This window comes from Limimaricola pyoseonensis (assembly GCF_900102015.1).
GTDB lineage: Bacteria > Pseudomonadota > Alphaproteobacteria > Rhodobacterales > Rhodobacteraceae > Limimaricola > Limimaricola pyoseonensis.
In genome coordinates this window covers 649,785-669,328 of the sequence record NZ_FNAT01000002.1, presented here as the reverse complement: position 1 = coordinate 669,328, position 19,544 = coordinate 649,785, and the positions used below count along the sequence as shown (strand labels likewise).

The following is a 19,544-nucleotide window of genomic DNA, read 5'->3' as shown; positions in this document are numbered from 1 at the left end:
CTCAGTTGCCTCCCGCGTACTCGGCCGCGTTCATCTCGATCTCTTCCTGCACGATCTCCGGGTAGGCGGTGGTCCAGTCGCTGACCGGCTCCCACGCGCTGCCGTTCCACTGCGCGACCCGGCCGTAGCCGCCGCCCTGGTGATCCTCGGGGGTGATGGTGATCGGCGGCATCATGCCCTCGGCGTCGAAGTTCTCGATCATCTCGAAGCCGGCCTTCAGCTTCGGCCCGTCGAGCGGCGCGCCTTCGCTTTCCAGCGCGAGGCGGGCGGCCTCGACCGCCACCGCCATCGTGGCGACGCCGATGTTGTAGTAGCTCGAGCCGACATTGGCCGCGTCACCCGCGCTCTTGCCGGGCTCGACCACCTTCTCGACGATACGCGACACGATCGGCGTCTCGGTGCCGGTGGCCACCGCCTCGAAGCGCTTCACGCCGGTCATCGCGTCGGCGCCGACATTGCGGGCGTCGGTCTCGGCCATCCAGACCACCGAGTGGATCGAGGCCGGGTCGATGCCGTTGCGGATCGCCTGCTGGACCGAGACCGACTGGCCGCCGCCCGCGCCCCAGATGAACACAACGTCGGGGCGGTAGCGGCGCACCTCGGACCAGGTGGCCGACTGCTCGTTGCCCGGGCTCGGATAGGGGAAGCCGCGCACCTCGAAGTTCTCGGCCTCGGCGATGCCCTCGAGCACCGGCATCGGCTCGCGCCCGAAGGGGCTGTCGATGTGCACGAGCGCCACCTTCTTGCCCTCGAGCCCGCCCGTGGACTTGATGTGGTCGGCCAGCACCGCGGCCTGCGACCAGTAGGTCGCCATCACCGGGAAGACGAAGGGGAAGGTCTCGCCCGCCGCCGCGTCGCCGCGGCCGTGCAGCGGCGTGATCAGCACCACCTCGTCCTTCATCACCTGGTCGACGAGGCCGCGCGACACCGGGGTCGAGAGGAAGTCGAACAGGATCGCGCCCTCCTCGCGCGCCCGGTTGTAGGCCTCGATGCCGCGCTGCGGCTCGTTGCCGGTGTCGCGGACGATGGCCTCGAACATGTGGCCGTCGATGCCGCCCTCCTCGTTGACCAGCGTCAGGTAGTCCTGCTGGCCCTGGTTATATTCGCCGGTCACGAAGGTGTAGACGGCGGTGAAGTCCTGCAGCAGGCCGAACTTGATCGGCTCCTTGTCCTGCGCCGCGACGCCGCCGGCGGCGCCCGCGAGGCCGAGCGCCAGCGCCGCCGGCCGCCCGATCCGCTTCAAAATCGTCATTGGGGTCCTCCTCCCTAGATTGCCCTGTTCAGGGTCTCAGCTTCCCGAATGGCGGAACGGCCAGACCAGGAAGTATTTCCGGATGTTGTCGTAGATCTTGGCGAGGCCGAGCGGCTCGAACAGCAGGAAGCCGATGATCATGCCGCCGTAGAAGATCAGCGGCAGATGCGCCGCGAGGTTCTGCGACACCGAGATCCAGCCCGCGCCGGCGAGCCCGGCGATCAGGTTGGTCAGCACGATCGGCACCAGAAGCACGAAGCCCGCGCCGAAATAGCCGCCGATGACGCTGCCGAGGCCGCCCACCAGCACCATCGCCACGAGCTGGATCGAGACGTTGAAGCCGAACTGCTCGGGCGTCACCGCGCCGTAGTAGCAGAACGCCAGGATCGCGCCCGAGACGCCGCCCGCGAAGGAGGCGGTCATGAAGGCCATCAGCTTGGTGCGGAACGGGTCGACCCCGATCACGGCGGCCGCGAAGTCCTTGTCGCGGATCGCCGCCAGCGCCCGGCCGAAGCTGGTGCGCTTCACGTTCAGGAAGAACAGTGTCATCAGCACGGTCCACAAGAGCGCCACGTAGTAGCGCGCGTCGAGGCTTTCGAGCGGCAAGAGCAGGAAGCTCACCTCAGGGGTTCGCAGCGTCGCCTGCGCGCCGCCCGAGATGGCGGGCACGTTGGTGATGACCCAGTCCACCAGGTACTGCATGGCGAGCGTCGCCATCACCAGGTAGAGGCCCTTCACCCGAAGCGCCGCCGCGCCGAAGGCGGTGCCGATCACGGCCGCCGCGACGCCGCCGCCCAGAAGCGCGAACTCGAAGGGCACGCCGGCCCGCGTCAGGTGGATCGAGCTGTAGGCGCCGATCGCCATCACCGCCGCGAAGCCGAAATGCAGCTGCCCGCCGAGGCCCATCAAGAGCGACAGCGACAGCGCCGCGGCGGTCCAGATCAGCCAGGGCAGCACGTAGCTGCCGAGATAGAGGTCCGAGACCAGCACCGGGGCGGCCAGCGCCAGCGCCGTGACCAGCCCGACCTGCCAGCGGTCGGCGGCGATCGGCCAGAGCTGGCGCGCGGCCGGGTAGCTGGTGTGGCGGATGCCGGAGAGACGGTAGAACATGGATCAGATCCTCTCGATGTCTTCGCGCCCGAAGATGCCGTGCGGCCGGACGAGGATGGTCAGCAGGATGATGACCGAGGTGACGACGTCGCGGGTGCTGCCGCCGACCATCGCGTCGAGATAGCCGGGGATGACGCTGCCGAGGATGCCGACGGCGAGGCCGCCGACCAGCACGCCCTTGATCGAGTCGACGCCGCCGAGGATCACCACGGCGATCGCCGGGAAGAGCAGCGTCGAGAGCGTCCAGTCCACGCCCTGCACCGAGCCCCAGAGCACGCCCGCGCCCACCGCCGCGATGCCGGCGATGCCCCAGGACAGGCCGATCGCGCGCTCGACCGAAAGGCCCACGGCCCAGCTCGCCACGTGGTCGTCCGAGACGGCGCGCAGCTTGGTGCCGAGGCGGGTGCGGAAGAACAGCATCGAGGCCGCGATCAAGAGCACCGCCACCAGCCCGCCGATCAGGTAGGCGCGGTTCATGAAGACGTCGGCGACGATCACCGGCGCGAGGCCGATGCCGAGGTCGAGGGGCTTCGGCGCCGCGCCGAACACGCCGGGAATGAGCCCGCGCAGCAAAATTTCCATGCCGAGCGTCAGCATCACCACCATGATCACCGGCTGGCCGACCATGCGCCGCAGAAGCAGCCGCTCCACCAGCAGGCCGAAGCCGAACATCAGCGCCGCCCCGACCGCGATGGCGATCCAGATCGGCAGGCCGAGCGAGCCGAGATACCACACGAGATAGGCCGCCATCATCACCAGCGCGCCCTGCGCGAGGTTGGGCACGCCGGCCGACTTGTAGATCAGCACGAAGCCCAGCGCGGCCAGCGCGTACATCAGCCCCACGAGGGCGCCGTTGACGAGAAGTTCGATGAAATAGGCCATGTCAGTGCTGCCCTCCCTTGAGGTCGCCGATCTTCAGGGTCCGGGTCAGCACCCCGGTCTCGCCGGTCTCGTAGGTGATCTGCGCCTCGTACTCGATCTCGTCGCGGGCCTCGTAGACCGCCTCGATGATCTGTCCGTAGCGCGCGTCGATGACCCCGCGCTTGAGCTTGCGGGTGCGGGTCACCTCGCCGTCGTCGGGGTCGAACTCCTTGTGCAGGTTGACGAAGCGGTCGATCGACAGCTCGGCCGGCACGGCGGCGTTGAGCCGCGCGATCTCGCCGCGCACCAGATCGACCACCTCGGGCCGCTGTGACAGCTCGGCATAGGAGGTGTAGGGGATGCCGCGCTCCTGCGCCCACTGCCCCACCGCCGAGAAATCGATGCAGACGATGGCCGAGAGGAAGCCGCGCTCCTTGCCGATGACGCAGACGTCGCGGATCGCCGGGGCGAATTTCAACCGGTTCTCGAGATAGGTCGGGATGAAGCGGGTGCCGTCGGCCTTGTGCATCACCTCCGACAGGCGGCCGAGCACCACGAGCTGGCCGTCCGCGTCGAACTGGCCCGCATCGCCGGTGCAGAGCCAGCCGTCGCGCAGGGATTCGGCGGTGGCCTTCTCGTTCTCGAAATAGCCGTCGAAGATGTTGCCGCCCTTCAGCAGGATCTCACCGCTCTCGTCGATCTTCGCCTCGACCCCCGGGAAGGGCCGGCCGACGGTGGTGAGGCTGATGTCCTCGCTCGACTGCGCCACGGCGAGCGCGCAGTTCTCGGTCTGGCCGTAGAACTGCCGCAGGTTCAGGCCCAGCGCCCGGAAATAGAGGAACACGTCCTCGCCGATCGCCTCGCCGGCGGTGTAGGGCCGCGCCACGCGGCGCAGGCCGAGCTGGTCACGCAGAGGCCCGTAGATCACCGCGTCGCCCACGCCGCGCCACAGCTTCTGCAGCGCCGACGGGCTGCGGCCCTCCAGCTTTTCGCGTTCGAGCTTCAGCGCGAAGGGCATGAAATGGTCGTAGAGCTTGCGCTTCAGCCCCGAGGTCTCGGCGATGCCCACCTGCACGCGGGTCAGCATGGCCGACCAGGCGCGCGGCGAGGCGAAGTAGAGCGTGGGCGCGATCTCGCGCAGGTCGTGCAGCGCGGTTTCCTGGTTCTCGGGCACGTTGACGGTGAACTTCAGCTCGATCGCCGCGGCGATCGAGAAGCTGAAATCGCCGACCCAGGCCATCGGCAGGTAGGCCATGTGCTCCTCGCCCTCGCGGAAATAGCCCGCGGCGGCGGCGTTGCGCACGCCCGACAGCACGTGGCCGTGGCGCAGCGGGATGCCCTTGGGCGCGCCGGTGGTGCCGGAGGAGTGCAGCAGCACCGCGATGTCGAAGACGCTGGCGCGCGAGACGAGGTCGTCGCGCAGGCCCGGCTCGGCCTTCAGCCGCGCGCGGCCCCGCGCCAGCAGGTCGGACAGCGCGCTCGCGCCCGCGGGCGCCTTGTCGCCCAGGCCGCGCGGGTCGTCGTAGAGGATGCGGGCCAGCTCCGGGCGCCGGTCGCGGACGCTCTCGAGCTTGTCGACCTGCTCCTGGTCCTCGACCACCGCAGCGCGGATGCCCTCGCGGGTCATCTGGTCGAGCAGTTCCTCGGGCCTTGCGTCGGAATAGGCGGGCGAGGGCACGGCGCGCAGCGCGATCAGACCCAGCGTCGCGGCGTAGAGCCGGGCGCGGTTGTCGCCGGTCACCAGCACGATGTCGCCCGGCCCGATCCCCTCGGCCTCGAAGCCGGCGGCGAGCGAGAGCACCTCGTCGAGATACTCGGCCCAGGTGGTCTGCTGCCAGATGCCGTGGTCGCGCTCGCGCAGGGCGACGCGGTCGGGATGCTCGCGGGCATTGCGCGCCAGAAGCGCGATCAACGTGTCCTCGGGTTTCCAGTCGGGGTGCAGCATCCGCGGGTCGCGGGCGGTCACGGGATCATGCTGCATGGGCCTGCCCCCCGATATAGGCCTTGACCACCTCCGGGTCCGACATCGCCTCGCGCGCCGGACCCTCGGCGATCTTGTTGCCGTCGTTGAGCACCAGCACGCGGTCGCAGATCGAGGTCACCACGTCGAGATGATGCTCGATGATCAGCACGCTCAGGCCCAGCTCCTCCTGCGCGTCGAGGATGAAGCGGACCATGTATTCCTTCTCTTCCTGGTTCATGCCGGCCATCGGCTCGTCGAGGATCAGCATCCGCGGCTCGGCGCAGAGCGCGCGCGCCAGCTCGACCCGTTTCTGCAGGCCCAGAGGGATCACCTCGACATGCTCGTCGCGCACGCTCTCGAGCTGCAGCAGGTCGATGATCTGCTCGACCTTGCGGCGGTGGGCGACCTCTTCCTTGGCGGCCCAGACCGGGTAGAACAGCGCCGCGAGCGGGTTCGGGTTCATGAAGATGTGCCGGCCCATCAGGATGTTCTCGAGCACGGTCATGCCCTTGAACAGCGCGACGTTCTGGAAGGTCCGGGCGATGCCGTTCGAGGCGATCCTGTGCGGCCGCTGGCCGCTGATCTGCCTGCCTTCGAACAGGATGCGGCCCTTCTGCGGCGGGTAGAAGCCCGTGACGCAGTTCACCAGCGTGGTCTTGCCCGACCCGTTCGGCCCGACGAGGCCGAAGATCTCGCCCTGCCGGACCTCGGCCGAGATGCCCTTGAGCGCGTGGATGCCGCCGAAGAAGCGGCTGACATTCTCGCAGCGCAGTACCGCCTCGCTCACGCCGCCCTCCCCCGGCGCAGCCGCGCCTGACTGATCTGGTCCATTCTTCTCCTCCCTTGCCGGGACCGCGCCGGCTCTCCCCCGCCCGCGCGCCCGGTCCTGTCCTGACGCGCCGGGCCTAGATGCCCACGTCGCGCTGGTCGTCGATCACCTTGCCGTCATTGGGCAGGCTGCCCGGGGCGCGGAACACCACCTCGCCGCGCAGCCGGCACTCGGCGCGCAGCGCCTCGCCCAGCCGCTGCGCCAGCCCGTCGCCCTGCTGGTCGCTCTCGACCTCGAGGACGAGCGTGTCGCGCCCCTCGCTTTCGCGCACCACGAGCCGGGCCCGCGCCACCTCCGGGTAGGGTTTGACCGCGCGGGCCACCTGCCCCGGATGCACGAACATGCCGCGCACCTTGGTGGTCTGATCGGCCCGGCCCATCCAGCCCTTCAGCCGCGGCGCGGTGCGGCCGCAGGGGCTCTCGCCCGGCATCAGCGCCGAAAGATCGCCCGTGGCGAAGCGGATCAGCGGGTAGTCGGGGTTGAAGGTGGTCACGACAACCTCGCCCACCTCGCCCTCGGCCACCGGGTCGCCGGTGCCGGGGCGGACGATCTCGACGATCGCCTGCTCGTCGCAGACCATGCCCTCGCCCGGCACCGTCTCGTAGGAGATCAGCCCCAGCTCGGCGGTGCCGTAGCACTGCCGCACGGCGATGCCGCGCCCCTCGTACCAGTTCCGCAGGTCCGGAAAGAGCGGCCCGCCGGTGACCAGCGCCTTGGTGACGCCGCGCGCATCGACGCCCCTGGCCTCGGCCTTCTCGAGGATCGCGCGCAGGAAGTCGGGCGTGCCGACATAGGCGCTGATCCCGAGCTTGGCGATCGCCTCGACCTGCTGGTCGGTGTTGCCGACGCCGGCCGGGAACACCGTCGCGCCGACGCCGGCGCAGGCATGGTCGAACATGATGCCGGCCGGGGTCATGTGGTAGGCGAAGCAGTTCGCCACGACGTCCTCAGCGCCGATGCCGGCGGCGTGCAGCGCCCGTTCGAAGCGCCAGTGCGGCGCGTCCGATTCGGGCTCCACGATCGGGCCGGGCGACAGGTAGAGACGGCGGAAAGCCTTCGCCTCCCGCGTCGCCAGCCCGCCGAAGGGCGGCACGCGCTCCTGCCGCTCGGGCAGGTCGGACTTGCGCAGCACCGGCAGCCGCGCCAGCGCGGCCCGGTCGGTCACGGTGTCCGCATCGACCCCATCGAGCGCCTCGCGCCAGTAGGGCGCGCCCGCCTGCGCCGCCGCGATCACCTCGCGCAGCGCGCCGAACTGCGCCGCCTCGCGCGCCTCGCCCCGTCTCGTCTCCAGCGCGTCGTAGTACTTCGCCATGCCTCCCCCTCGGACTCGGACCTCCCTGATCCTCGGCCTGCAGGCTCGGCCCCGATTGTTGCGAGAGTGTTGCCGGTTGCAGGAATTGTGACGAGCGGCCAGTCTGCGCGCGCCGCCGGGGGGATGCGGGCGGCGCGGAGGGGGAGCGATGCAGACCGACATTCTCGGCACGCTGATGACCGGGCTGAACCGGATCGACCAGGCGATCACGCTGTTCGACGCCGATCTGAAGCTGATCTTCGCCAATGACCGCTTCCTCGAGCTGATGGAGATGCCGAGCCGCCTCGGCCGCCCCGGCACGCCCTTCGAGGCGATGGTGCGCTGGAACGCCGAGCACGGCGAATACGGCGCGGGCGATCTCGACCTTCTGGTGGCCGAGCGGGTCGCCGCCGCGCGCCGCTTCGAGGCGCACACGCTCGAGCGCACCCGCCCCAACGGCGTCGTGCTCAAGGTCTCGGGCTGGCCGCTGCCCGATGGCGGCGGCTTCGCGACGCTCTACACCGACATCACCCTGCAGCGCCGCCGCGAGCTGGAGCTCGAGCGCCGCATCCTGCGCCGCACCGAGCAGCTCAGGCGCAGCGACGAGCGGGTGCGCGTGATCGCCAACGAGGTGCCGGCCGGCATCTCCTATCTCGACCGCGGCGGCGTGTTCCGCTTCGCCAACCGCCGCTTCGCCGCCGCCTACGGGCTCGACCCCGAACAGGTGGTGGGCCGCCGCGACGCCGAGGTGCTGACGCCCGACACCATGGCCCGCGTGGCCGAGTATTTCGAGCGCGGCGCGCGCGGCGAGGCGCTGGCCTTCGACATCCCGATCACCTTTCCCGGCGGGCGGCGGCTCGAGACCCGCACGCTCTTGCGCCCCGACCAGGCGCATGACGGCACGGTGCTGGGCTTCTACCTGCTCACCGTCAACGTCACCCGCGAGAAGGAGGCCGCGGCGGCGCTGATGCAGGCGCAGAAGATGGAGATGCTGGGCCAGCTGTCCTCGGGCATCGCGCATGACTTCAACAACCTGCTGACCATCATCCTCGGCAATCTCGCGCCGCTGCGCGAGCGGCTCGACGACGAGGACATGGCCGCCGAGATGCTCGACCCCGCGATCCGCGCCGGCCGGCGCGGCGCCGAGCTGATGCGCCGGCTTCTCGCCGTGGCGCGCCGCCAGCCGCTCTCGCCCGAGGCCGTCGCCCTGCCCGAGACCTTCGCCGGGGTCGCCACGCTGGTCCGCCCGGGGCTCGGCGAGGATGTCCGCCTCCTTTGTGAGCCCGGCCCGACCCCGCCCGTCCATGCCGACCCGGCGCTGCTCGAGACCAGCCTGATCAACCTCGTGATCAACGCCGCCGACGCCTGCGCCGGCGGCGGCACGATTCGCCTCTCCAGCGCGCCGGCCGGCGACGGAGCGGTCGAGATCCGGGTCGCGGATGACGGGGCCGGCATGGATGCCGCGACCCGGGCGCGGCTGTTCGAGCCGTTCTACTCGACCAAGGCCGGGCGCGGCGGCACCGGCCTGGGCCTGACCATGGTGCGAGGCTTCGCCGCCGATTCGGGCGGGCATGTCGAGGTCGAGAGCGCGCCGGGCCGCGGCACGCGCGTCACCCTCACCCTGCCGGCGGCGCCGGAGGGCACCGCCCCGGCGCCCGGCCCCGCCCGGGTGGCGCCGGCCCGGCTCGACGGACGGCTGGTGCTGCTGGTCGACGACGATGCCGAGGTGCGCACCACGCTGAGCCGCAACCTCGTGGCGATCGGCGCGCAGGTGCTCGAGGCCGAGAGCGGGGCCGAGGCGCTCGACCTTCTGGCCGCGGTGCCGGGCATCGGCGCGCTGGTCTCGGACGTGTCGATGCCGGGCATGGACGGGGTCGCGCTGGCCCGCCGGGTCCGCACCCGCGATGCCGGCCTGCCGGTCGTGCTGATCACCGGCTACGGCCGCGACCGGATCGAGGGCCGGCTCGGCGAAAGCCTGCGGCTGCTGCGCAAGCCGGTCGAGGCGGCGCAGATCGCGGCGGCCATCGCCAGCTGGGGGGACGCGCCGGTCGTCGCGCGGGGGGAGACATGAGCGAGACCATCTTCATCCTCGAGGACGACAGCGATCTGGCCGCGCTCTTCGCGCGCGAGATCGAGCGCGCCGGCATGACCGCCCGCCCCTTCCGCGCGATCAAGGCGGTGCGCGCCGCGCTGGCCACCGGCCGGCCGGATCTCTGCGTGCTCGATCTCGGCCTGCCCGACGGCGACGGGCTGGACTTCCTGCGCGACGACCTGGCCGCGCGCGGCGTGCCGGTGGTGGTGGTCAGCGGCCGCGGCAGCCTCGACGACCGGGTCGAGGGGCTGTCGCTGGGCGCCGACGACTACCTCGCCAAGCCCGCCGACCCGGCGGAGCTCGTGGCCCGGATCCGCAGCGTCCTGCGCCGCATGGCCCGCGCCGCGCCGGTGCCGCCGCCGGCCGAGACCGATGCCGCGCCGCGCCGCGCCCGCTTCGCCGGCCATTGCTTCGACGCCGACCGGCTGGAGCTGACCGGCCCCGATGGCGACACCCAGAGGCTGTCGCGGGCCGATGCCGACCTGCTGACCCTGTTCCTGCACACCCGCGGCCGGGTGGTCAGCCGCGACTGGCTGGTCGAGCAGCTGTTCGAGGATGCCGGCGGCCAGTTCGACCGCAGCGTCGACGTGCGGGTCTCGCGGCTGCGCAAGAAGCTCGGCGACCCGCCGCGCAGCCCGAAGCTGATCCGCACCGTCTACGGCGCGGGCTACGTCTTCGCCGCCGGCGTCGAATGGGACTGAACCCGGCGCCGATACCGCTTGACGCCCCCCGCCCGAAACCCTAGTGAACGCCACACAGAGGCGGGTTGGCGGAGTGGTTACGCAGCGGATTGCAAATCCGTGCACACCGGTTCGATTCCGGTACCCGCCTCCATTCCCATACAGCATTGACGCCGCCGCTCCGCGCCGCATGTCCCGACACAGGACGACAGGGAGCGCGACATGACCGACACCGCCCCGTGGTGGCAGGCGGCCACCGGCTACCAGATCTATCCCCGCAGCTTCTGCGACAGCGACGGCGACGGGATCGGCGACATCCCCGGCATCATATCGAAGCTCGACCACCTCGCCGATCTGGGCGTCGGCTTCGTCTGGCTGTCGCCGGTCTATCGCAGCCCGATGGTCGACAACGGTTACGACATCTCGGACTACCGCGACATCGCGCCCGAGTTCGGGACGCTCCACGACATGGACCGGCTGATCGCCGAGGCCCGCGCCCGCGGCATCGGCATCGTCATGGACCTCGTGGTCAACCACTCTTCCGACGAACACCACTGGTTCCAGTCCGCCCGGCGCGACCGCCAGAGCCCCTACCGCGACTTCTACGTCTGGCGCGACCCGGCCGCCGGCGGCGGCCCGCCCAACGAGCTGCAGTCCAATTTCGGCGGCCCCGCCTGGAGCTTCGACGAGGTCGCCGGGCAGTATTACCTTCACCTCTTCGACCGCAAGCAGCCCGACCTGAACTGGCAGAACCCGGCGCTGCGCCGCGAGATCTACGAGATGATGAACTGGTGGCTCGACCGCGGCGTGGCGGGGTTCCGCATGGACGTGATCGACCTGATCGGCAAGCAGCCCGACCGGGGCATCACCGCCGACGGGCCGGACCTGCACCCCTTCCTGCGCGAGATGCACGCGCAGACGCTGGCCGGGCGCGACGTGGTCACGGTGGGCGAGGCCTGGAGCGCCACGCCCGCGGGCGCGCGGCTCTATTCCGGCCGCGAGGCGCGCGAGCTGTCGATGGTGTTCCAGTTCGAGCACGTCACGCAGGGCTGGCACGAGGTGCATGGCAAGTGGCGCCCCAAGCCCTTCGACCTCGTGGCGCTGAAGGCGGTGCTCGACAAGTGGCAGATAGCGCTGGCCGAGGATGGTTGGAACTCGCTCTTCTGGGGCAATCACGACCTGCCGCGCGCGGTGTCGCGCTACGGCGATGACGGGCGCTTCCGGGTCCGCTCGGCCAAGCTTCTGGCGACGGCGCTGCACCTGATGAAGGGCACGCCCTACATCTACCAGGGCGAGGAGATCGGCATGACCAACGCGGCCTTCTCCGACATCTCGCAGTTCCGCGACGTGGAGACGCTGAACTTTCACGCGATCCAGACCGCGGCCGGGGTGGCGGCGGCCGAGTTCATGGCCGGGGCCAACGCCAATGGCCGCGACAACGCCCGCACGCCGATGCAGTGGACGGACGGGCCGCAGGCGGGCTTCACCGACGGCCGGCCCTGGATCGAGGTCAACCCAAACCACGCCGAGATCAACGTCGCGCGCGACCGCGCCGACCCGGACGGCGTCTTCGCGCATTACCGGGCGCTGGCGGCGCTGCGGCGCGAGCTGGCGGTGGTGCGCCACGGCACCTACCGCCCGCATCTACAGGATCACCCGCAGGTCATGGCCTATGAGCGGTGGCTGGACGACGAGCGCATCGTGATGGTCGCGAACTTCTCGGGCCGCCCGGCCGAGTTCGACCTGCCCGCCGCGCTGCAGGTCGCGGGGCGCTGCGTCTCGGCCAGCCTCGCGCCGCGCACATCCCTGTCGGGGCGCGTGACGCTCGAGCCATGGGAGGCGGTGGCGATCCATGCCACGGGCTGAGCGGCCTCAGCCGTCGCTCTCGGAATGGCCGAGGATCCAGTCGCGCGCCGCCTCGGCCGCGCGCGACATGGTGCGGCGCGGGGCGAGGATGTAGTAGTCCGGCCCCGTGGCCAGCCGGTGATCGACCGGCTGCACGAGCCGCCCCGCGGCGAGGTCGCGGTTGACCAGCACCCGCGCCGCCAGCGCCACCCCCTGCCCCGCCAGCGCCGCGTCGAGCGCCAGGGTGGTCTGGCTGAAGCGGATCCCCTTGCCCGATGCCGGCCCCGATGCCGGCCCCGAGGGGCCGAAGGCATCGGCCATGTAGCGCGGCCAGAGGTCATGCGTGTCGTGCAGCAGCGTCAGCCCCGCGAGTTCCTCGGCCGAAAGCGCCGCCCGTCCCTCGGGCAGCAGCTCGGGCGCGCAGACCGCGACCACCTCCTGCCGAAACAGCAGGTCGGCGCGCAGGCTCGCCCCGAAGGGCGGGTTGCCGAGCCGCACCGCGAGGTCGATCCCATCCGAGCGGAAGCTCGCGACCCGCTCGGTCGCCATCACCCTGAGATCGACGCCCGGATAGGCCGCCGCGAAGCGCGGCAGGCGCGGGATCAGCCATTTCGAGGCGAAGGTCGGCGTCACGCTGATCGTCACCTGGTCGGGCGCGGGCCGCAGCCGCGCCGTCGCCTCGCCCAGCTGCCTGAAGGCCTGCGACACCGCCGCGTGGTAGACGCGGCCGATCTCGGTGAAGCCGAGGCCCCGGGATTCACGCAGGAACAGCTGCAGGCCGAGCTGCTGCTCGAGCCCGCGCACCTGCTGGGCCACCGCGCCCTGGGTGACGCCAAGCTCCTCCGACGCGCCCCGGAAGCTCAGATGGCGCCCCGCCACCTCGAAGGCGCGCAACCCGTTCAGCGGCGGCAGGGACAGCCGTAACACGATAGATTTCCTACAGTCTCGAAACAGGCGATCTGGCTCGTCGTGCCAGCCTATCGGGTTTAGCTGGATGCGCAACGGGCCGCGTCCGGCCCGGATCGCATGTTCCGATGGAGTTGGTGATGACGACAGAAAAAGTGGCGCTCGTGGTCGCGGGCGGCAGCGGGATGGGTGCGGATGCGGCACGGCGGCTGGCGTCCGACGGCTACCGGCTGGGCGTGCTGTCCTCCTCCGGCCGGGGCGAGACTCTGGCGCAGGAGCTGGGCGGCTTCGGCGTGACCGGCTCGAACCGCTCGGTCGCGGATCTCACGGCGCTGGTCGAAGGCGCGATGGCGCGCTGGGGCCGGATCGACGCGCTGGTGAACTCGGCCGGCCACGGGCCCAAGGGCGACATCATGGAGATCGACGACGCCGGCTGGCATGACGGGCTCGAGGTCTACCTGCTCAACGTGATCCGCGCCGCACGGCTGGTGACGCCGGTCATGGCCGCGCAGGGCGGCGGCGCGATCGTCAACATCTCGACCTTCGCCGCCTTCGAGCCGGATCCGCTGTTTCCGACCTCGGGCGTGTTCCGCGCCGGTCTCGCGAGCTTCACCAAGCTCTTCGCCGACCGGCACGCGGCGCAAAACATCCGCATGAACAACGTGCTTCCGGGCTTCATCGACAGCCTGCCCGAAACCGAGGATCGCCGCGCCCGCATCCCGATGGGGCGCTACGGCCGCGCCGACGAGGTCTCCTCGCTGATCGCATGGCTGGTCTCGGACGAGGCCGGCTACGTGACCGGTCAGAACTGGCGCGTGGACGGAGGGCTGACCCATGGCGTTTGACGTCGCACCCGGGCCCGCGCTTCGGCGCGACCGCATCGCCTTTGCCGTCAAATGGGTGGCCTCGGTGGTGCAGATCGCGGGCTACGCCGCCACCGCCTTCGGGGTGACGCCGCTGAACCTCTACCTGTTCATCGGCGGCGTGATCGGCTGGTTCGCCGTGGGCGCGATGTGGCAGGACCGGGCGATCATGCTGATCCACGTCGTGGCGCTGGGCTCGATGCTGGCGGGCCTCGCCAGCGGCTGAGCCGCACCGAAAAAGAAAGCGGCCGGCGGTTTGCCCGCCGGCCGCGTCGCAGGTCAGGCCTCGACCTTGTCCTGCGTCTTCGTCTCGAAGTCCTCGGCCGAGTGCCGCTCGCGCAGCTGCGTCTCGGGCTCGCCGAAGCTGCGGTTCACCATGCGACCGCGCTGCACCGCCGGGCGGGCGTCGATCGCCTTCGCCCAGCGCATGACGTTCGCGTAGCTTTTCACGTCGAGGAACTCGGCCGCGTCGTAAAGACGCCCCAGAACCAGCTGCCCGTACCAGGACCAGATCGCGATATCGGCGATCGAATACTCCGCCCCGGCCATGAACTCGTTCTCCGCCAGGTGCCGGTCGAGCACGTCGAGCTGGCGCTTGGCCTCCATCGAGAAGCGGTTGATCGGGTATTCCATCTTGCTCGGCGCATAGGCGTAGAAATGCCCGAAGCCGCCGCCGAGATAGGGCGCGCTGCCCATCTGCCAGAACAGCCAGCTCATCGCCTCGGTGCGCGCGGCCGGGTCCTTGGGCAGGAAGGCCCCGAACTTCTCGGCGAGGTGCAGAAGGATCGCGCCGGATTCGAACACCCGCTGCGGGGCCTTGCCCGAGCGGTCCATTAGCGCCGGGATCTTCGAGTTCGGGTTGACCTCGACGAAGCCCGAGGAGAACTGGTCGCCCTCGCCGATGTCGATCAGCCAGGCATCGTATTCCGCGCCCGAATGGCCGGCGGCGAGCAGCTCCTCCAACAGCACCGTCACCTTCACGCCGTTCGGCGTCGCCAGCGAGTAGAGCTGGAACGGATGCTCGCCCACCGGCAGCTCGCGGTCATGCGTCGGCCCGGCGACGGGGCGGTTGATGCTGGCGAACTTGCCGCCGCTCTCGGCGTCCCAGTGCCAGACCTTCGGGGGCGTGTATTCGGTGCTCTCGGTCATCTCGCATCCTGTGTTTGGCGGCCTTTGGCCATCGGCGCAAACATGGAGATGGCTGCGCGAATGTCGAGACCGGCGGCCCGCACAGGCCCTTGCGGCCCGCCGCACGGGCGAGCCGAAAGGCCTGCACTCGCGCGGGTTTCGGTTCCATTCGGCCTGCGAAATGAGAAAAAACCAGCCAAATTTCCTCTAGCCCGGTGGCATTTCACCGCTAGTTCCCTCATATAGCCGACTTCGGAAACAGACAGGAGACCCCTCACTCGTGACGGAGAAAAACCTGCCCTCACTTCCGCTGGCGCTGTTGCCGGTGGTTCTCACACTGGGACTGCTGGCGCTGCAGCTGTTCTATTTCGGCGACTTCACGCCGCATATCCCGCTGGTGCTCGGCCTCGCCATCACCGGCCTTCTGGGCGTCATGCGCGGCCAGAAATGGACTGACATCCGCGAAGGCGTGTTCCACGTGATCCACGTCTCGCTGCCCTCGCTTTCGGTGCTGATCGTGGTGGGCATGATCATCGGCGTCTGGATCGCCTCGGGCACCGTGCCGACGCTGATCTACTACGGCCTGACGCTTCTCAACCCCTCGATCTTCCTTGCCGCAGCGATGATCCTCTGTGCGGTCGTCTCGCTGTCGCTGGGCACCTCCTGGGGCACCGTCGGCACCATCGGCGTGGCGCTGATGGGCATCGGTGCGGGCTTCGGCATCCCGGTCTACTGGACCGCGGGCGCGATCGTCTCTGGCGCCTTCTTCGGCGACAAGATCTCGCCGCTGTCGGACACCACCAACCTCGCCCCCGCCGTGACCGGCGTGAACATCTTCGACCACATCCAGAACATGCTGCCGACCACCGTGCCGGCGATGCTGATCGCCCTGGGTGTCTACATCGTCGCGGGTTTCGCGCTGATCGAGCCGGCCGACACCTCGCTCGCCGCGATCACCCAGATCACCGAGCGTCTCCAGCAGGACTTCAACCTGGGCCTGATCCCGCTCCTGCCGGCGCTTCTGGTCGTCGGGCTCGCGCTGATGCGCCAGCCGCCGCTGCCCTCGCTCTTCGCGGGCGTGCTGCTGGGTGGCCTCGTCGCGATCTTCTACCAGAACGGCATCGGCGTGCATGACGTGTTCACCTATGCCCAGTCGGGCTACTCGGTCGACACCGGCATCGCCGACATCGACTCGCTGCTGAACTCCGGCGGCATCCAGTCGATGATGTGGACGATCTCGCTCATGCTCATCGCGCTGGGCTTCGGCGGCGCTCTGGAGCGCACCGGCTGCCTCGAGGCGATCATCCTCGCCATCGTCAGCCGGGTGAAGAGCTTCACCGCGGTGCAGTCCTCGGCGATCGTCACCTCGTTTGCCACCAACGTGGTCGCGGGCGACCCCTACATCTCGATCGCCCTGCCGGGCCGGATGTATGCCCCGCTCTATCGCGGCATGGGCTACTCGACGCTCAACCTCAGCCGCGCCACCGAGGAAGGCGGCACGCTGATGAGCCCGCTGATCCCGTGGAACGCCGGCGGCGCCTTCGTGATCACCACGCTGGGCCTCGGCATCATGGACGGCAACCTCGAGAACCTGCTCTACATCCCGCTGGCCTTCGCCTGCTGGACGGCGCCGGTGATCGGCATCTTCTACGCCATCACCGGGTTCTTCTCGCCCAAGGCCTCCGAGAAGGACCGGGCGAACTGGGCGCGCGACAACGAGGACGTGATGGACCTGTCCGATCACGACCACCTCGGCGATCCGGGCCCCTCGAAGGAAGCCCAGCCGATCTGATCCGGACACCCGGACGCGACACGACCGAAAGCCCCGCCCCCGGCGGGGCTTTCTCTTTGGCTGCACCGGTTCACATCGCCGCCGCGGTGCCTACCTTGGATGTATCGCAGCGAAACGGAGGAGCGCATGGCCGGTGGCTGGTCCCGCGACGGCGCGGTGGAGGAACAGATCGAGGCGTCCCTGCAGGACGAGCTGGCGCGGATGCGCGCCCGGCGCGGCCCGATGGGCGAGAGCGCGACCCATTGCGTCGAATGCGACGAGCCGATCCCCGAGCGCCGGCGCGAGGCGATCCCGGGCGTCAAGCTCTGCGTCGAATGCCAGTCGGGGCGCGACAGCCGCAGCCAGGCGCGCGGCGGCATCAACCGGCGCGGCTCGAAGGACAGCCAGCTGAAGTGATCGGCTTCTAGCGCGGCCTCAGACCGCGCCGCCCACGTCCTGCGGCGCCACGGCGCTGGCCTTTACGATGGCCCAGACCGGCAGCCCCGGCTCGAGCCTGAGCGCCCGCGCCGAGCGACGCGTGACCCGCGCCAGCAGCCGGTCGCGCCCGCAGGCCAGCCCCACCGCCACGCCCTCGGGACCCTCGTCCACCGCCGTCACCTCGGCTTGCAGCACGTTGAGCGCGCTCAGCCCCTGCGGCTTGTCGCGGCTCAGGATCACGTCCTGCGCCGAGATCCGCAGCCGCAGATGCGTGCCGATCCGGCCGAGCTTGCCCGGCAGCACGATCCGCCCGCCCGACAGCGCCAGCTCGGTCAGCCCGTCGATCCGGTCGAGCCCGGCGATCCGCGCCGTGACCACCGCGCCCGCCTCCTGCGCGCCGATCGTGCCGACGGCGGCCGGGTCCGACAGCACCTCGGCCACCGCGCCCGCGCGCGTCACCCGGCCCTTCTCCATCACCACCACCGTGGTCGCCAGCCGCGCCACCTCGGAGGCGGCGTGGCTCACGTAGAAGATCGGCAGCCCGGCCTCGTCGCGCAGCCGCTCGAGCCAGGGCAGGATCTCGGCCTTGCGCTCGGCGTCGAGCGCCGAGAGCGGCTCGTCGAGGAGCAGAAGCCGCGGATCGGCCATCAGCGCCCGGCCGATCGCCACGCGCTGCCGCTCGCCGCCCGAAAGTGCGGCGGGCCGGCGGTCGAGCAGGTCGCCGATACCCAGCATCTCGATCACCCGTTCGCGGTCGTGGCGGCCGCCATAGGCGAGGTTCTTGGCCACCGACATGTGCGGAAAGAGCCGCGCATCCTGGAACACGTAGCCGACCCGGCGGCGATGGGTCGGCAGGTCGACCCGCCTTTCGGCGTCGAACAGCACGGTGCCGTCGATCTCGATATGCCCGGCATCGGGGCGCAGGAGCCCCGCGACGGCGTTGATCAGGCTGGTCTTGCCCGAGCCCGACTTGCCGAACAGCGCCGTCACCCCCGGCGGCGCGTCGAAGGCGGCGTCGAGCGCGAACTCGCCCAGCCGCTTGCGGATCTCGACCCGGATCATGCCGCCACCCGCCGCGCGATCCGCCGCGACAGCCATTCCGAGGCCAGAAGCGCCGCCATCGCCAGCGCCACCGAGACCGCCACCAGCCGCAGCGCCGCCGGCTCGCCGCCCGGCATCTGCAAAAAGGCGTAGATCGCGGTCGGGATGGTGCGGGTCTCGCCGGGGATGTTCGACACGAAGGTGATGGTCGCGCCGAATTCGCCCATCGCCTTGGCGAAGGCGAGGATCGCGCCCGCCACCACGCCGGGCAGCGCCAGCGGCAGCGTCACCGTGGCGAAGACCCTGAGCTTCGAGGCGCCCAGCGTCGCCGCCGCCTGCTCCAGCCCCGGATCGACCGCCTCGAAAGCGAGCCGCATCGGCCGCACCATCAGCGGAAAGGCCATGATCGCCGCCGCCAGCGCCGCGCCGGTCCAGCGGAAGGCGACCGACAGGCCCCAGGGCTCCAGTAGCGCCCCCACCGGCCCCTGCCGCGAGAACGCGAGCAGCAGCAGGTAGCCCGTCACCACCGGCGGCAGGATCAGCGGCAGATGCACCAGCCCGTTGAGCAGATGCCGCCCCGGAAAGCGCCCGCGCGCCAGAGCGAAGGCGCAGAGCAGGCCGAGCGGCAGGCTCGCCGCCACGGCGGTGGCGGAGACCTTGAGAGACAGCCGCACCGCCTGCCATTCCTCGGGGCCGAGCCACTCGGTCATTCGGGCACCGCGAAGCCGGCCTCGGCGAAGATCGCCCCCGCCTCGGGGCCGGAGAGGAAGTCGAGCAGACCTGCCGCCTCGTCCTCCGCCCCTTCGATCAGCGCGGCCGGGTAGCGGATCGGCGGGTGACTGTCGGCGGGAAAACGGCCGATCACGGTGACGCGCGGCTCGGCGACGGCGTCGGTGGCATAGACCACGCCCAGCGGCGCGGCGCCGCTCGCCACCAGAGCCAGCGCGGCGCGCACGTTCTCGGACTGCGCCACGCGGGGCGCGACCCCGTCCCACAGGCCGAGGTTCTCCAGCGCGGCGCGGCCGTACTGCCCGGCCGGCACCGCCTCGACCAGCGCCATGGCGAGGCGACCACCTTTAAGCATCGCGGCGAGGTCGAGATCCGGGCCGATCTCCACCGGTTCGGCCGCGCTCTCGCCCGAAACCAGCACCAGCGCGTTGCCGAGCAGGTCGCGGCGGCTGCCCGTGACGACCAGCCCCTCGGCCTCGACCGCGTCCATCCATTCGGGGCTGGCCGAGACGAAGAGATCTGCAGGCGCCCCCGCCGCGATCTGGCGTGCCAGCGCCGAGCTGCCCGCGTAGGACACCGTCACCGGCGCGCCGCCCTGCGCTTCCCAGGCCGCGACCGCGCGGTCGAGAGGGCCGCCGAGGCTCGCGGCCGCGAAGACCAGCGTCTCGGCCAAGGCCGCGCCGGGCCATGCGGCGAGGCAGAGGGCAAGAAGTTTCACGTGCATCGGGCTTCCCGTCTTGAGCCC

At 70.6% G+C, this 19,544-nt stretch carries 18 protein-coding genes and 1 tRNA gene; 8 read left to right on the top strand and 11 right to left on the bottom strand.

What is annotated here, in order from left to right; translation table 11 throughout:
* Position 1: 1 nt before the first annotated feature.
* From BLT43_RS07070 to BLT43_RS07045, 6 genes are all read right to left on the bottom strand, one after another.
* Positions 2 to 1,252 (bottom strand): ABC transporter substrate-binding protein, encoded by a 1,251-nt coding sequence (locus tag BLT43_RS07070; RefSeq protein WP_090111337.1) that lies wholly within the window; start codon positions 1,250 to 1,252, stop codon positions 2 to 4.
* A 36-nt stretch (positions 1,253 to 1,288) separates the two neighbouring features.
* Positions 1,289 to 2,362 (bottom strand): branched-chain amino acid ABC transporter permease, encoded by a 1,074-nt coding sequence (locus BLT43_RS07065; protein ID WP_090111336.1) that lies wholly within the window; start codon positions 2,360 to 2,362, stop codon positions 1,289 to 1,291.
* A gap of 3 nt (positions 2,363 to 2,365) precedes the next feature.
* Complete coding sequence (locus tag BLT43_RS07060) at positions 2,366 to 3,244, bottom strand: branched-chain amino acid ABC transporter permease (protein ID WP_090111335.1); 879 nt, start codon at positions 3,242 to 3,244, stop codon at positions 2,366 to 2,368.
* Between the two features lies 1 nt (position 3,245).
* A complete protein-coding gene (locus BLT43_RS07055) occupies positions 3,246 to 5,204 on the bottom strand; it encodes an AMP-dependent synthetase/ligase (protein WP_090111334.1) in 1,959 nt (652 codons plus the stop codon).
* On the bottom strand, positions 5,194 to 5,973 hold the full coding sequence (locus tag BLT43_RS07050; RefSeq protein WP_090111333.1) for an ABC transporter ATP-binding protein: 780 nt from the start codon (positions 5,971 to 5,973) through the stop codon (positions 5,194 to 5,196). The genes BLT43_RS07055 and BLT43_RS07050 overlap by 11 nt, the downstream gene beginning before the upstream one ends.
* A gap of 118 nt (positions 5,974 to 6,091) precedes the next feature.
* Positions 6,092 to 7,327 carry a phenylacetate--CoA ligase family protein gene (locus BLT43_RS07045; RefSeq protein WP_090111331.1) on the bottom strand — a complete coding sequence of 412 codons (1,236 nt, stop codon included), beginning with the start codon at positions 7,325 to 7,327 and terminating at the stop codon, positions 6,092 to 6,094.
* Positions 7,328 to 7,475: 148 nt separating this feature from the next.
* Between BLT43_RS07045 and BLT43_RS07040 the strand changes: the two genes are divergently transcribed.
* The 4 genes from BLT43_RS07040 to BLT43_RS07025 all read left to right on the top strand — a co-directional run bounded on the left by BLT43_RS07040 (position 7,476) and on the right by BLT43_RS07025 (position 11,944).
* The gene (locus BLT43_RS07040) at positions 7,476 to 9,377 is read left to right on the top strand and encodes a hybrid sensor histidine kinase/response regulator (RefSeq protein ID WP_090111328.1); all 1,902 of its coding nucleotides are present in this window, start codon (positions 7,476 to 7,478) and stop codon (positions 9,375 to 9,377) included.
* The gene (locus tag BLT43_RS07035; RefSeq protein WP_090111326.1) at positions 9,374 to 10,099 is read left to right on the top strand and encodes a response regulator transcription factor; all 726 of its coding nucleotides are present in this window, start codon (positions 9,374 to 9,376) and stop codon (positions 10,097 to 10,099) included. Before BLT43_RS07040 ends, BLT43_RS07035 begins: the two co-directional genes overlap by 4 nt.
* Positions 10,100 to 10,158: 59 nt before the next feature.
* Positions 10,159 to 10,232: transfer RNA gene (locus BLT43_RS07030), tRNA-Cys, on the top strand.
* Between the two features lie 68 nt (positions 10,233 to 10,300).
* Complete coding sequence (locus tag BLT43_RS07025; protein WP_090111324.1) at positions 10,301 to 11,944, top strand: glycoside hydrolase family 13 protein; 1,644 nt, start codon at positions 10,301 to 10,303, stop codon at positions 11,942 to 11,944.
* Between the two features lie 6 nt (positions 11,945 to 11,950).
* Here BLT43_RS07025 and BLT43_RS07020 read toward each other — a convergent pair whose 3' ends face one another.
* Positions 11,951 to 12,853 carry a LysR substrate-binding domain-containing protein gene (locus BLT43_RS07020; protein WP_090111549.1) on the bottom strand — a complete coding sequence of 301 codons (903 nt, stop codon included), beginning with the start codon at positions 12,851 to 12,853 and terminating at the stop codon, positions 11,951 to 11,953.
* A 116-nt stretch (positions 12,854 to 12,969) separates the two neighbouring features.
* Here BLT43_RS07020 and BLT43_RS07015 point away from each other — a divergent pair, with 116 nt between their 5' ends.
* Positions 12,970 to 13,674, top strand: a complete 705-nt coding sequence (locus BLT43_RS07015) for an SDR family oxidoreductase (protein ID WP_090111322.1) — start codon at positions 12,970 to 12,972, stop codon at positions 13,672 to 13,674.
* Positions 13,664 to 13,918, top strand: coding sequence for a DUF6552 family protein (locus BLT43_RS07010; protein ID WP_090111320.1), 255 nt, complete (start codon positions 13,664 to 13,666; stop codon positions 13,916 to 13,918). The genes BLT43_RS07015 and BLT43_RS07010 overlap by 11 nt, the downstream gene beginning before the upstream one ends.
* 53 nt (positions 13,919 to 13,971) lie before the next feature.
* Here BLT43_RS07010 and yghU read toward each other — a convergent pair whose 3' ends face one another.
* Positions 13,972 to 14,841, bottom strand: coding sequence for a glutathione-dependent disulfide-bond oxidoreductase (gene yghU, locus BLT43_RS07005; protein WP_090111318.1), 870 nt, complete (start codon positions 14,839 to 14,841; stop codon positions 13,972 to 13,974).
* A 259-nt stretch (positions 14,842 to 15,100) separates the two neighbouring features.
* Between yghU and nhaC the strand changes: the two genes are divergently transcribed.
* Both nhaC and BLT43_RS06995 read left to right on the top strand, forming a co-directional pair.
* Entirely contained in the window at positions 15,101 to 16,612 is a 1,512-nt protein-coding gene (nhaC, locus tag BLT43_RS07000; RefSeq protein WP_090111316.1) for a Na+/H+ antiporter NhaC, read from the top strand.
* Between the two features lie 126 nt (positions 16,613 to 16,738).
* A complete protein-coding gene (locus BLT43_RS06995) occupies positions 16,739 to 17,008 on the top strand; it encodes a DksA/TraR family C4-type zinc finger protein (RefSeq protein WP_090111314.1) in 270 nt (89 codons plus the stop codon).
* Positions 17,009 to 17,026: 18 nt separating this feature from the next.
* Here the strand turns inward: BLT43_RS06995 and modC are convergent, their stop codons facing one another.
* From modC to modA, 3 genes are read right to left on the bottom strand one after another with little or no spacing between them, the layout of a single operon-like run.
* Complete coding sequence (modC, locus tag BLT43_RS06990) at positions 17,027 to 18,091, bottom strand: molybdenum ABC transporter ATP-binding protein (protein ID WP_090111547.1); 1,065 nt, start codon at positions 18,089 to 18,091, stop codon at positions 17,027 to 17,029.
* Positions 18,088 to 18,780: a molybdate ABC transporter permease subunit gene (gene modB / locus BLT43_RS06985; RefSeq protein WP_090111312.1), complete on the bottom strand. Its 693-nt coding sequence runs from the start codon at positions 18,778 to 18,780 to the stop codon at positions 18,088 to 18,090. Before modB ends, modC begins: the two co-directional genes overlap by 4 nt.
* Positions 18,777 to 19,523 (bottom strand): molybdate ABC transporter substrate-binding protein, encoded by a 747-nt coding sequence (gene modA / locus BLT43_RS06980; RefSeq protein WP_090111310.1) that lies wholly within the window; start codon positions 19,521 to 19,523, stop codon positions 18,777 to 18,779. Before modA ends, modB begins: the two co-directional genes overlap by 4 nt.
* Between the last annotated feature and the right edge of the window lie 21 nt (positions 19,524 to 19,544).